We start from the raw sequence: 13,134 nt of genomic DNA on the forward strand, positions 1-13,134 counted from the left end.
GAAAAACGGAAAAGGCAGGCCATCGGGCCTGCCTTTTTCTTTGGCGACGCCGCGCCGCACGAGCGGCGGGCGGACATCGGTCAGAACGTATCGAATACGCGCTGCAGTTCGTCGCGCGCCCGGATGCCGTTCGCCAGCGCGAGCATCAGCAGCACGCGCGCCTTGAACGGATTCAGCGAGCCCGCGCTGACGAAGCCGAGCAGATCGTCGTTGGCCGCGCCGTTGCGCATCACATGCCCGGAGCCGACGCGCGACGCACGGACCACGGCAACGCCCGCGTTCACCGCATCGGCGAGCGCCGCCTGCAGCGTCGCATGGATCGACCCGTTGCCGGTGCCGGCCACGACGAGCCCGCACACGCCAGCCGCCACCAGCGCATCGACGGTCGTGCGCGTCACGCCCGCGTAGCTCGTGACGACTTCGACCGGCGGCCACGCGCCGGCGATCGCCAGTTGCGCATCGCGCGAACGCGTAACGCGGCGCGCGAATTCGACGCGGCCGTCCTGCACCCAGCCGAGTGCGCCGAGTTCCGGCGACTGGAATGCGTCGACCGCATAGGTGCTCGTCTTCACGACGTCGCGCGCGCCGTGGATCCGGTTGTTGAACGCGACCAGCACGCCCTGCCCGCGCGCGGCCGGATGCGCGGCCACCGTCACCGCGTTCAGCAGGTTCAGCGGGCCGTCGGACGACAGCGCGGTCGCCGGCCGCATCGCGGCCGTCAGCACGACCGGCTTGTCGCCTTTCACGACCAGATGCAACGCATACGCGGTTTCCTCGAGCGTGTCGGTGCCGTGCGTGATCACGATGCCGTCGATCGCCGGATCGGCCATCAGCGCGTCGATCCGCACGGCGAGCGTGTTCCACAGCGGCAGCGCGAGATCCTTGCTGTCGATGCTGGCGATCTGCTCGGCGTCGATGCGCGCGACCGACGCGAGCGCCGGCACCGCGTCGACCAGGAAATTGACGCCGAGCGCGCCGGCCTGGTAGCCGGCCGTGCTGGCCGCGTCGGGCGCGGCACCGGCGATCGTGCCGCCGGTGGCGAGCACGGCGATGCGCGGCAGGGCCGCCGCGGACGAAGGGGATGCGGGATTCGGAGTATTCATGGCCGCGATTGTAATGGCTCGAGGCCGGGATCCGGCAGGTTCCGGCGCCATGGCCGATGCCGGCCGCCGTATGTCATGGTTTGTCCCGATCGCGCCGCGGCGCGCGTCGTCAACGGCCGTGGCGCCCCCAACGTTATAGGAAGTGCCGTTTAGGTGTTTTCACATTGATTTGCCATAATCGGAGCGCGCGGTGCGATGCGGCCCTATCCTCATCGCGACGTGCTTCGTGACGGCGTCGATAACACGCAATTCACCCCATGGGAGTGTCGAAATGAAAATCCAATCGCTCGTAGCCGCAGTGCTTCTCGGCGGCATGCTGGCTTCCCCCGCGTTCGCGGCGAACAGCCAGCAGGACAAGATGAAGGCCTGCAACACCCAGGCAGCCGGCAAGACGGGCGACGAACGCAAGGCGTTCATGAAGGACTGCCTGTCGGCAAAGCCCGCGAAGGCGATGACGCAGCAGGAAAAGATGAAGGCCTGCAACACGCAGGCAACCGGCAAGAAGGGCGACGACCGCAAGGCGTTCATGAAGAGCTGCCTGAGCAGCCAGCCGGCCGCCTGAGTTCCGGCGCTCCCGCCTCGAATGCCGCGCACCGCTTCTGCGGGCGCGGCATTTTTGTTTTCGTTGCATGCGCATCGACGCGTACGCACCTGAAGCGCCTGCCGCACGTGTTTCGCACCTCGACCTGCCGCGCGCGTTGCGCCGCCGTCGTTCGACCGTCCGCCTCCGCCCGCCCCGCTTTCCGGACCCGCCGTACCGGCACCGACACATGGTGCGGCAATTCGCCGCGTTTTCTTCTATGATGGCTGCAACGCGGCCCACCCAAGTACAAGAAGCGCCATCGGGCCGCCCTCGAGACAGACGCGCACGCGCGTCAAACGGAGGCATGGATGGCATGGAGACAACACCGCTGGTTCCGCCGCTGGCTGATCGTGATCGTGTTCTGGGCCGTGCCCGTCGCGATCGTCGCCGTGCGCGAGATCCGCGAGGAAATGGCCTACAACAAGGCAGACCTGCAGCTCGCGCTGACCACCTGGCAGCTCACCGACGCGCAGCAGGCAGCCGGCGCCGCCACGAAGTGCCACGGGGATCCTGACGAGGCGCGCGCGGCCGGCTGCCCGGCCGACGTGCTCGCCACCAACGCGCCGCGCCAGCAGGCGGCTCGCGACGAATACGTGGTGCGCCGCAATACGCTCGCGGGCTATCTGTGGCACGCATTCGTCGGCTACTGGGTCGTACCGGCCGCGTTCCTGTTCGCCTGCGGCGTCGTGATCGCACTGATCCGCCGCGCGCTGCGCCGCCCGCCGATCAAGCCGCCCGTCCCGCCGGTCACACACTGACACGCCCGCAAGCGCCGTCGCCGTCCAATCTACGTCGTGTTCCGCGCATGCCGCCCCGGCGCGGGGCGCGTCGGCGCGCGTGCGCCGATCCGTCCGTTGGCGCGCCGCGACACCGCCAACGCGATTTGACGCTCTTTCATGCGCGAACGAAAAGGAGTTGTAATCCGCTGTGATATAACTGCCGACGTGATCCGCTCCTTGAGCGAGACTCACTCCGAACGTCATCCGATGGAGAAGAACGATGCAAAAACGGAATCTTGTGCTGAAAGCCGCCGCTGCGCTCATCGTCGGTAGCCTCGCGCTCACCGGTTGCACCACCACCCCGGACAAGCCGGACAACGCCGCGACCAACGCATCGAAGCGCCAGGCGATCGACGCGAGTGTCGATGGGACGCTGTCGCGCCTGTATTCCACGGTCAAGGGTTCGCGTGAACTCGTCGCGAAATCGCGCGGCGTGCTGGTCTTCCCTGACGTGCTCCAGGCCGGCTTCATCGTCGGCGGCCAGTCCGGCAACGGCGCGCTGCGCGTCGGCGGCAGCACGGTCGGCTACTACAACACGTCGTCGCTGTCGGTCGGCCTGCAAGCCGGTGCGCAGTCGAAGGCGATCGTGTTCCTGTTCATGACGCAGCAAGCGCTCGACGAATTCCGCGGCTCGGACGGCTGGGCGGCCGGCGCCGGCGCATCGGTCGCGCTCGTGAAGATGGGCGCGAACGGCGCAATCGACACGACCACGGCCACCGCACCGGTCCAGGTCGTCGTGCTGACGAACGCGGGCCTGATGGGCGACGTGTCGATCAACGGCACGAAGGTCACGAAGCTCAAGATCTGACGCTCACGCACCGCCCGTGCGCAAACGGCGATGTCCTCGCGGACATCGCCGTTTTTTTATCCGCCCGCGCCCTGCGTCAGGTCGTCGAGTCGATCACCTTGAAGCGCGAGCGCTTCTGCGCGCGGATCACCGACTGGTAGACGTCGACATACTGCTGCGCCATCCGGCGCGACGTGAAGCGCTCCTCGAATCGCCGCCGCACGCGCGCACGCGGCAGCAGGTGCAGCCGGTTCACGGCGGCCACCGCGCTGATTTCATCCTCGACGATGAAACCCGACACCCCCTCGTCCAGCACCTCGGGCACCGCACCGCGATTGAATGCGATCACCGGCGTGCCGCACGACATCGCCTCGATCATCACGAGGCCGAACGGTTCCGGCCAGTCGATCGGGAACAGCAGCGCATGTGCGCCCGACAGGAATTCGGCCTTCTGGTGATCGGCGATCTCGCCGATGTATTCGACGTGCGGCAACGCGAAGAGCGGCTTGATCTCGCGGTCGAAATATTCCTGGTCGGCCGCATCGATCTTCGCGGCGATCCGGATCGGCAGCCCGCACTGGCGTGCGATGCTGATCGCCGTGTCGACGCGCTTCTCCGGCGAGATGCGGCCGAGGAACGCGAGATAGCGCGGCTCGACGGGCTGCGGCATGTACAGCGTATCGGGCAACCCGTGGTAGACGGTCGTCAGCCATTTCGCCTGTGGCAGCGGCTGGCGCTGCGAGTTCGAGATCGAGATCACCGGCGCCGTGTTGAACGTGTCGAATACCGGCTGCTGCTCCGGCAGGTCGAGCCGGCCGTGCAGCGTCGTCACGTAAGGCGTTTCCTGCCGGTTGAAGACCGAGAACGAGTAGTAGTCCATGTGGAAATGGAGCACGTCGAAGTCCTTCGCGCGGCGCGCGACCGTCTCCATCAGCAGCATGTGCGGCGCGACGCGGTCGCGGATCGACGTGTCGAGCCGCAGCGCGCGCGGCCAGACCGGCTCGAGCTTCGCCCGTGTCGTCGAGTCGCCGCTCGCGAACAGCGTCACATCATGGCCGAGATCGACGAGCGCCTCGGTGATGTAGGACACGACGCGCTCCGTGCCGCCGTACAGCTTCGGCGGCACGGATTCGGTCAGCGGGGCGATCTGGGCAATTCTCATGGTCCACGTCTCCTGTGTCCTGTCCCGTACTGCGCGGCTGGCGGGAGTGTGCGTCGTTCGCGCGCCCCGCCCCGTGCAGCGCTGGCCGGCATGGCGCCAGCCGGATATCCCGTCATTATTCGCGATCCCGATGCCCGGAACCGCCTGTCTTGCATTTTATGGGCGTTGTTACAGACAGGATACATTCATCCGGTCCGGCCCGATCGCACCGCATCGACCACAGTCGGACCATACACCCGATCCGGGCGCCGATTGCGGCCAAGCGCATGCCGCCGTGCCCGTCAACGCGACGGCCACTTCCATGCCGGCAGGTCGCGCGTGTCCGCATCGACGAGCGCGGTCGCGCCGAGTTGTTTGTCGAGCACCAGCGATTCGCAGCCGGCCTCGCGCTCGAGCGTCGCGATGAGCCGCGCCGCATGCGACACGACCAGCACCTGCGAGCGCCGCGCGGCCTGCGCGATCAGACGGCCGAGCGCCGGCAGCAGATCGGGATGCAGGCTCGTCTCCGGTTCGTTCAGCACCATCAGCGCCGGCGGCCGCGGCGTCAGCAGCGCGGCCGCGAGCAGCAGGAAGCGCAGCGTGCCGTCGGACAGCTCGGCCGCCGCGAGCGGCCGCAGCAGCCCCGGCTGGCGCATCAGCACGTCGAAGCGGCCGCGGCCGCCCGGATTGTCGATCTCGACCGATGCGCCGGGAAACGCATCGTCGATCGCCGCATCGAGTGCCGCGCCGTCGCCGATTTCCCGGATGGTCTGCAGCGCGGCGGCCAGGTCCGCACCGTCGTCCGCCAGCACCGGCGTATGGGTGCCGATGTTCGACTGCCGTGCCGGTGCCTGCGCATCGGTCCGGAAATGGTCGTAGAAGCGCCACGAGCGGATCCGCTCGCGCACCGCGATCATCTCGGGCGCGCCGGTCGGATCGGCGAACTCGGTCATCATGCTGTCGAAGCTCGCGACCGGCTGCGGAATCGTCCGCCAGTCGCCCGACGCGGTGCGTGCGCGGATCTGCGCCCCTTGCCGATCGACCAGCAGCGTCGACGGGCGCGGCAGCGCGCCGCCCCAGATGCATTCGCGCTTGACCACCGGATCGAGCGCGAACTGCGAGTTGCTCCGGACCGGCAGGCCGAGATCGATCGAATAACCGAAATCGTCGCACGCGAAGCCGAGCTTCAGGCTCACCGGCTCCTTGCGCACCGTGCCCGTTACCGGCTCGTCGCCGTTCAGCATCGCGCGCGAAAAACGCTCGGGGCCGGCCCACAGCGTCGACGGCAAGCCGCCCTCGCGGGCGAGCGACGGGATCACGCGGCCCTGCGCGGTGTCGGCGAGCAGCCGCAGCGCGCGGTACACGCTCGACTTGCCGCTGCCGTTCGGCCCCGTGACGACGTTGAGCGCCGCGAGCGGCACGATCAGCTCGCGCAGCGAGCGGTAATTGGCGATAGCAAGCGTGTTCAGTGCAGTCATGGCGATGGATGGCGGGCAGGCACGCGGGCCGCGTTCAGCGGCCGTCGACGGCCTGCGGATCGGCTGCGGTGTTGGCCGCCGTGCTGGCGGCAGGCGCCCGCGCGTGCGACCGTTCGGGATTCGGCGCGTCCGGCGCGGAGCCGTGCGGATACAGTTCCATCCGGCTGCGCGGCAGGCATTGCGGATAGCGGTCCTGCAGGTATGCGATCAACCCTTCGCGCACGCGGCAGCGCAGATCCCAGCACGACGACGAATCGGCCGCGCTGACGAGCGCGCGCAACTGCATCGTGCGCTCCGTCGCATCGGTCACCTGCAGCACCTGCACGCGGCCGTCCCACTCGGGCGCCGCGTGGACGAGCCGCGCGAGCTCCTCGCGCAGCGGCGCGAGCGGCGTGCGGTAGTCGACCGACAGGTAGACCGTGCCGATGATTTCCGCGCTGTTGCGCGTCCAGTTCGTGAACGGGTTCTCGATGATCCACTGCAGCGGCACGACGAGGCGCCGCTGGTCCCACAACCGTACCGACACGAACGAACCGGTGATTTCCTCGATGCGCCCCCACTCGCCCTGGATCACGACCACGTCATCGAGCCGGATCGGCTGCGTAAGCGCGATCTGCAGCCCGGCAATCAGGTTGCCGAGCACCGGCCGCGCGGCAATACCGGCGACCAGGCCCGCGACGCCGGCCGACGCCAGCAGGCTCGCGCCCACCTGGCGCACATTCGGGAACGTCATCAGCGCGGCGCCGGTGCCGATGATCACGATCAGCACCATCACGGTCCGCACGAGCACCTTGGCCTGCGTATGGATGCGCCGCGCCTGGAGGTTGTCGGCCGTATCGAGCGGATGCGCCTGGATGATCGCGTCGCCGACGCCCGCCGCGAGCCGCACCAGCAGCCACGTGAGCGACACGATGGAGCCGACCGCCGCCGCGGTGCGCATGCCGCGCACGAACGACATGCCGTCGTCGGCCTGGACCCACAGCAATTCGAGCGCCAGCAGCGCGAGCACGACGAGCGACGGCTTGTCGATGTAGCGCAGGATCGCGCTCATCAGCGGATACGGCTGCGCGATGCGCTTGACGATGCGTGCGCCGAGACGGTGCACGATCGTGACGACGAGTACGACGATGACCGACACGGCCAGCGTGCCGAGCCACGAATGCAGCGGCGCATCGGCGATGCGCTGCAGTTCCTCGATTGAAATCATCGGCGCCCGGGATGCTTCGGTTATGAGGCGCGCACGCCTCGTCCTGGATGCGTCGGCAACGTCCGGGCAACGCTCGCGCCCGGACACGGCGTCAGATCAGTTGCCGCCCCTGCAGGGAAACGCCTTGCCGAGACCGAGCGACACCGCGGTGCTCGCGTTGTAGTCGGCCAGCTTCGGATTTTCAGCGATGTACTTGCGCACCGCATCGGTCATCTGCTGCGCCCGGATGTCGGGCGGCAGGCAGAAATACTGGCCGACACGCGGCCCCGTGGTGCCGCCGATCGCGTCGATGGTGTTGTAGACACCGTCGGCGGCGCCTTCGATGTAGGCCGCGCACGACGCCCGCGACTTGACGTCCGTCTTCGCGCACAGCCGGTCGAGATCCGCGCCCGTGAAAGCCGCCGCCGACAACGGCACGGCAAACGCCGCGGCACAAAACATTGCGCGCAACATGGTGTTCCTTATGTCAATGCGGCCCGAGACCGCCTGCTGCGTTGGCCGGCGCGACGCCGGACATCCTTCTCCGGCCGGAATCGGTCCGGCCGGGCGTGCACCGCCGCGCTGGCCGGTGCACCGAAAACCGTCATTTTGCACTCTTTTGCGCGTCTGCCGGCGCCGACGCGCCGATACGCACCGTCCGCTTGCTCAGGATGTCGATCGCGTCCGGCGCCTTGTAATGCTTCGCGAACTCGAGCGCGGTGATGCCGAGCTGGTTCTTCACCTGCGGATCGGCACCCTGGTCGAGCAGCAGCGTGACCGTCGACGCATGGTTGCCGCGCGCGGCCATCATCAGCGGCGTCGTGCCGTTCGGCGAAGCCGTGTCGATATACGCGTCGTGGTCGAGCAGCACCTTGACGACCGCGTCCTGGCCGTTGGTCGCCGCGTAGTGCAGCGGCGCCCAGCCCTTCTTGCTGACTTCCGCGCCCTTGTCGATCAGCAGCTTGACGAGGCCGACGTCGCCGTTCAGCGACGCGAGCATCAGCGCGTTCTCGCCGGCCTTGTCTTCCTTCTCGAGGTCGACATTCGGCGTAGTGGCGAGCGCTGCCGCGACCTTGTCGGATTTCTCGCGCGCGGCGATCACCAGCAGCGGGTCGCCGTTCGGCGCGAGCGTGTTCGGATCGAGACCGTTCTTGAGCTGCTTGCCGATGTCGGCGATGTCGTCGAACTTGACCGCCTTGACGATCGCGTCGAGCGACTCGGCATGCGCGCCGGCTGCGGCGAACAGGCCGCTCGCGACCAGCGCGGCGGCGACGAGTGCGCGTTTGGTCAGATGGTTGGTCGGCTTCGTCATTGTTGTGGGCTCCTTCCCTGGGTTGTCGGCTGCGCGCGCGTCGTTAGCGGGCGATCTTGAACAGCCGGAAAAAGTTCTGCGTCGTCGCATCGGCCAGCGCCTCGACGGCGATCCCGCGCTCGGATGCGATAAAGCGTCCGACATGGCTGACGTACGCAGGTTCATTCGGCTTGCCGCGATACGGCACCGGCGCGAGGTACGGCGAGTCGGTCTCGATCAGCAGCCGGTCGAGCGGCACGCGCCGCGCGACGTCCTGCACGTCGGTCGCGTTCTTGAACGTGACGATGCCCGACAGCGAGATATGGAAGTTCTGCGCGAGCGCCTGCTCGGCGACGGGCCAGGGCTCGGTGAAGCAGTGCATCACGCCGCCCGGCACGTCCGCGCGCTCCTCGGCCATGATCCGCAGCGTGTCCTCCGACGACGACCGCGTGTGGACGATCAGCGGCTTCATCGTCGCGGTCGCCGCGCGGATGTGCGTGCGAAAGCGTTCGCGCTGCCATTCCATGTCGGCGATCGAGCGGCCCTCGAGGCGGTAGTAGTCGAGGCCCGTTTCGCCGATCGCGACGACCTTCGGGTGCGCGGCCAGCTCGACGAGTTCCGCGAGCGTCGGCTCGCGCACGTCCTCGTGATCGGGGTGCACGCCGACCGACGCGTAGACGTTGTCGTACGCGTCCGCGATCGCGAGGACTTCGGGTAGCGTCTCGAAATCGACGGACACGCACAGCGCGTGCGTGACGTCGTGCTCGCGCATGTTCTCGAGAACGGCCGGCAGGCGGTCGGCCAGGCCCTTGAAATTGATGTGGCAGTGAGAGTCGACGAACATCGTGTTTCCTGAATACGTAAGGCGGGCGCTCAAGCGCTCGCCGGCGTGCGGCAGCGGGCGGCGTTCGCAGGCAGGCCGGCCACGGTCGCGTCGCTGAGCAAGCCGGGCATCGTTTCGCAACCCATCAGAAACAATGCCGGGTCACGCGAACATTTCCCGATATCCGAGAAACAATTCCTCGAATACGAGCCGCGCGTTCAGCGGATGGTTCTCGACCGTCCGCTGCCGCGTCACGGCCTTCATGAAGCGCGCGAACGCGTTCGCGTCGACCGATTCCGCGCAGCGCGCAAGCGCCGCCGCGTGCATCGGGAAGTAGCGCGGCGCGCCCGCCATCCGCTGCGCGAGCAGATCGTACAGCCAGCGCTGCAGCCAGCCGAGCACCAGCGGCACCGGCAGCTTCTGCAGCGTCTCGCCGCATGCGAACGGGTCGCATGCCGCACCGGCCGCGAGCTGCCCGAGCGTGTAGTCGCGCAGCGGGCGGTTCTCGTCGCTCGCGAGCGCCAGCGCGGCGAGCGGCGCGCCGCCGGCTTCGGCGAGCAGCGCGCTCGCATGGTCGACGCCCTGCGCCGCGAGCCAGGCCGCGGCCGCGTCGGGCGCCGGCACGGTCATCGGCCACTGCCGGCAGCGGCTGATGATCGTCGGCAACAGGCGGTCGATACGCGCCGACACGAGCAGGAACACGACGCCGGACGGCGGTTCCTCCAGCGTTTTCAGCAATGCGTTCGACGCGGCGACGTTGAGCGCCTCAGCCGGATACAGCACGACGACACGCGCGCCGCCGCGGTGCGAGCCGACCCCGCAGAAGTCGAGCAGCGCACGCACCTGCTCGATCTTGATTTCCTTGCTCGGCGCGCGCGTCTTCTTGCCGCCTTCGTCGGCGTCGGCCGGCTTCGCGTCGTCCGCGGCGCCCGGCGCTTCGCCGGCCAGCGCCTCGGGCAGCACGATCCGGTAGTCCGGGTGGTTGCCCTGCGAGAACCAGGTGCAGGCCGCGCAGGTGCCGCACGGCTCGCCGTTCGGCAGCGGCGATTCGCACAGGAAACCCTGCGCGAGATGCTGCGCGAACTGCAGCTTGCCGATCCCGGCCTGGCCGTGCAGCAGCAGCGCATGCGGCCATTGCGCGCGAAGTTGCTGCAGGCGGTTCCAGTCGTCGGTCTGCCACGGATAGATCATGTGGTGCGTTCCTTGCGGGTTACAGCGCGGCGAGCACGCGTTCGAGCTGCCGGCGAATCTCGGGGATCGACTGCGTCGCGTCGACGATCGCGAAGCGGTGCGGCGCCTCTTCCGCACGCCGCAGGTATTCGCCTCGCGTGCGCGTGAAGAACGCGTCGGATTCGCTTTCGAACTTGTCGGGCATGCGCGCGGCGCCGCGGCGCTCGCTCGCGACCTGCGGCGCGACGTCGAACAGCACCGTGAGGTCGGGCTGGAAACCGCCCTGCACCCAGCGCTCGAGCGTCTCGAGCTTGTCGCGCGGCAGCCCGCGACCGCCGCCCTGGTACGCGAACGTTGCGTCGGTGAAGCGATCGGATACGACCCAGTCGCCGCGCGCGAGCGCCGGCTCGATCACGAGCGCAAGATGCTCGCGGCGCGCGGCGAACATCAGCAGCGCTTCCGTCTCGAGATCCATCGGCTGGTTCAGCAGGATTTCGCGCAGCTTCTCGCCGAGCTGCGTGCCGCCCGGCTCGCGGGTGACGACGACCTGCCGGCCGGCCGCGGCCAGCTTGCCCTGAAGACGTTCGCAGAACCATTGCAGGTGGGTGGTCTTCCCCGCCCCGTCGATGCCTTCGAACGTGATGAATTTACCGCTCGCCATTATTGACCTCGTATGTACTTGTCCACGGCCTTGTTGTGGTCGCCGAGCGTATCCGAGAACACGCTCGTGCCGTCGCCCTTCGCGACGAAATAGAGCGCGCTCGTCTGCGCCGGATTGATCGCCGCCTGTAGCGCGGCGACGCCCGGCAACGCAATCGGCGTCGGCGGCAGGCCGCGTCGCGTGTAGGTATTGTAAGGAGTGTCGGCCTCCAGGTCGCGCTTGCGCAAGCGGCCGTCGTACGCGTCGCCGAGCCCGTAGATCACCGACGGATCGGTCTGCAGCGGCATGCCGATGCGCAACCGGTTCGCGAACACGGCCGCGACGAACGCGCGGTCGGCCGCGTGGCCCGTTTCCTTCTCGACGATCGACGCGATCGTCAGCATTTCGTAAGGCGACTTGTACGGCAGCCCCGGCGCGCGCGCGGCCCAGGCCTCGTCGAGACGAGTCTGCATCAGGTGGTACGCGCGGCGATAGATGTTCAGGTCGCTCGTGCCCTTGTCGAACAGGTAGGTATCCGGGAAGAACAGCCCCTCGCCGCTGCCGCGCTGCACCGCGCTGTCCGACGCGCCGATTGCGCGCAGCAGCTCGGCGTCGCTCATGCCGGCCGTCGTGTGCGCAAGGTCGGGATTCGTGTCGAGTTCCGCGCGCATCCGCTTGAAGGTCCAGCCTTCGATGACCGTCGCGACGTACTCGTTCACGTCGCCGCGCGCGATCTTCTGCAGGACTTCGTAAGGCGTGATGCCCGTCTTGAATTCGTAGTTGCCGGACTTGAGCCGGCTCGACAGCCCGAGCACGCGCGTCATCGCGACGAAACCGAACGGCTCGACCGGCACGCCGCCGCGCTTGAGCTGCAGCGCGACGCTCTTCACGCTGCTGCGCGGCTTGATCGTGACGTCGAGCGATGTCGAACCCAGCAGCAGCGGCCGGGTCGCCCAGTAATACCCGCCGCCCGCGCCGGCAGCGGCCACAACGACGGCCAGCGCCACGATCGTCGCGGCGCATTTCTTCAGTAGGGACATGGAAACGTGACTCAGGTAAGACCCATATAATACTTGCTCGCCTCCGTCAAAGTCAGGGTTGACTGTTCCCTCATTCCATGAGCACACCGTTCGCTTCACCGGCTGCCCAGGCCGCATCCGCCTCGCTCCCCGTTTTCCCCCGCCCGTCCGCCGCCGATTTCGACGCGCCGGGCGCCTGCATGCCGCTGCCGCAGTTCGGCGTGATCGACGTGGCCGGCGACGACGCCGCGACGTTCCTGCACAGCCAGCTGACCAACGACATCGAGCATCTCGATGCCGCGAGCGCGCGGCTGTCCGGCTATTGCTCGCCGAAGGGGCGCCTCCTCGGGTCGTTCCTCGCATGGCGTGCCGGCCACGGCGTGCGCCTGCTGGTGTCGAAGGATGTGCAGCCCGCCGTGCAGAAGCGGCTGTCGATGTTCGTGCTGCGCGCGAAGGCGAAGCTCACGGATGCGAGCGACGCGCTCGCGGTGGTCGGCTTCTCCGGCGACGTGCGCCACGCGCTGTCGGGCATCTTCGATGCGCTGCCGGACGGTGTGCACGTGAAGGTCGACGGGCCGGCCGGCACGCTGATTCGCGTGCCCGATGCGGCCGGCCGCAAGCGCTATCTGTGGATCGGCCCGCGCGCGGAAGTCGATGCACGCATCGCCGCGCTCGCCGGCACGCTGCCGGTCGTGTCGCCGGCCGTGTGGGACTGGCTCGACGTTCGCGCGGGCGAGCCGCGCATCACGCAGCCGGCCGTCGAACAGTTCGTGCCGCAGATGGTCAACTTCGACGTGATCGGCGCCGTCAACTTCCGCAAGGGGTGCTACCCGGGCCAGGAAGTCGTCGCGCGCAGCCAGTACCGCGGCACCATCAAGCGCCGCACCGCGCTCGCGCATGTCGCCGGCGAGACCGATACCGCGCATGCCGGCGTCGAGCTGTTCCACAGCGACGATCCCGGCCAGCCGTGCGGGATGATCGTCAACGCGGCGGCCGCGCCCGCGGGCGGCGTCGACGCGCTCGTCGAGATCAAGCTCGTCGCGCTCGACAGCGGCACCGTGCACGTCGGTTCGACCGACGGCCCGGCGCTCGCGTTCGACGCGCTCCCGTACGCGTGGCCGACGGAAGCGTGAC

The 13,134-nt window shown here is 68.4% G+C and carries 14 protein-coding genes; 4 read left to right on the forward strand and 10 right to left on the reverse strand.

Annotation, left to right across the window (positions count from 1 at the left end; translation table 11 throughout):
* Positions 1-80 precede the first annotated feature (80 nt).
* A complete protein-coding gene (locus tag OEJ37_RS15470) occupies positions 81-1,103 on the reverse strand; it encodes an asparaginase (RefSeq protein WP_263344744.1) in 1,023 nt (340 codons plus the stop codon).
* A gap of 271 nt (positions 1,104-1,374) precedes the next feature.
* On the opposite strand from OEJ37_RS15470, the gene OEJ37_RS15475 reads away from it, so the two are divergent.
* From OEJ37_RS15475 to OEJ37_RS15485, 3 genes are all read left to right on the forward strand, one after another.
* Positions 1,375-1,665 carry a PsiF family protein gene (locus tag OEJ37_RS15475; RefSeq protein ID WP_034181226.1) on the forward strand — a complete coding sequence of 97 codons (291 nt, stop codon included), beginning with the start codon at positions 1,375-1,377 and terminating at the stop codon, positions 1,663-1,665.
* 329 nt (positions 1,666-1,994) lie between these two features.
* Positions 1,995-2,444: a hypothetical protein gene (locus OEJ37_RS15480; protein ID WP_174418991.1), complete on the forward strand. Its 450-nt coding sequence runs from the start codon at positions 1,995-1,997 to the stop codon at positions 2,442-2,444.
* A 241-nt stretch (positions 2,445-2,685) separates the two neighbouring features.
* Positions 2,686-3,273, forward strand: coding sequence for a YSC84-related protein (locus OEJ37_RS15485; protein WP_174418990.1), 588 nt, complete (start codon positions 2,686-2,688; stop codon positions 3,271-3,273).
* A gap of 76 nt (positions 3,274-3,349) precedes the next feature.
* Here OEJ37_RS15485 and OEJ37_RS15490 read toward each other — a convergent pair whose 3' ends face one another.
* The 9 genes from OEJ37_RS15490 to mltG form a co-directional block, all read right to left on the reverse strand.
* Entirely contained in the window at positions 3,350-4,414 is a 1,065-nt protein-coding gene (locus tag OEJ37_RS15490; RefSeq protein WP_152857510.1) for a glycosyltransferase family 4 protein, read from the reverse strand.
* Positions 4,415-4,695: 281 nt separating this feature from the next.
* Positions 4,696-5,871, reverse strand: coding sequence for an AAA family ATPase (locus OEJ37_RS15495; RefSeq protein WP_263344745.1), 1,176 nt, complete (start codon positions 5,869-5,871; stop codon positions 4,696-4,698).
* Between the two features lie 34 nt (positions 5,872-5,905).
* Positions 5,906-7,078, reverse strand: coding sequence for a mechanosensitive ion channel family protein (locus tag OEJ37_RS15500; RefSeq protein ID WP_263344746.1), 1,173 nt, complete (start codon positions 7,076-7,078; stop codon positions 5,906-5,908).
* 96 nt (positions 7,079-7,174) lie between these two features.
* A complete protein-coding gene (locus tag OEJ37_RS15505; RefSeq protein ID WP_011885036.1) occupies positions 7,175-7,531 on the reverse strand; it encodes a Rap1a/Tai family immunity protein in 357 nt (118 codons plus the stop codon).
* Between the two features lie 130 nt (positions 7,532-7,661).
* Complete coding sequence (locus OEJ37_RS15510) at positions 7,662-8,369, reverse strand: ankyrin repeat domain-containing protein (protein ID WP_174418987.1); 708 nt, start codon at positions 8,367-8,369, stop codon at positions 7,662-7,664.
* Positions 8,370-8,412: 43 nt separating this feature from the next.
* Positions 8,413-9,192 carry a TatD family hydrolase gene (locus OEJ37_RS15515; protein ID WP_174418986.1) on the reverse strand — a complete coding sequence of 260 codons (780 nt, stop codon included), beginning with the start codon at positions 9,190-9,192 and terminating at the stop codon, positions 8,413-8,415.
* A 141-nt stretch (positions 9,193-9,333) separates the two neighbouring features.
* Entirely contained in the window at positions 9,334-10,362 is a 1,029-nt protein-coding gene (locus tag OEJ37_RS15520; RefSeq protein WP_263344747.1) for a DNA polymerase III subunit delta', read from the reverse strand.
* 19 nt (positions 10,363-10,381) lie between these two features.
* The gene (tmk, locus tag OEJ37_RS15525) at positions 10,382-11,002 is read right to left on the reverse strand and encodes a dTMP kinase (protein WP_034181217.1); all 621 of its coding nucleotides are present in this window, start codon (positions 11,000-11,002) and stop codon (positions 10,382-10,384) included.
* Positions 11,002-12,021, reverse strand: coding sequence for an endolytic transglycosylase MltG (gene mltG, locus OEJ37_RS15530; RefSeq protein WP_263344748.1), 1,020 nt, complete (start codon positions 12,019-12,021; stop codon positions 11,002-11,004). Before mltG ends, tmk begins: the two co-directional genes overlap by 1 nt.
* Before the next feature lie 77 nt (positions 12,022-12,098).
* On the opposite strand from mltG, the gene OEJ37_RS15535 reads away from it, so the two are divergent.
* Positions 12,099-13,133 (forward strand): YgfZ/GcvT domain-containing protein, encoded by a 1,035-nt coding sequence (locus OEJ37_RS15535; RefSeq protein WP_263344750.1) that lies wholly within the window; start codon positions 12,099-12,101, stop codon positions 13,131-13,133.
* Position 13,134: the final 1 nt, after the last annotated feature.

The organism is Burkholderia sp. BKH01, from assembly GCF_025685725.1.
Classification (GTDB): Bacteria; Pseudomonadota; Gammaproteobacteria; order Burkholderiales; family Burkholderiaceae; genus Burkholderia; species Burkholderia pyrrocinia_C.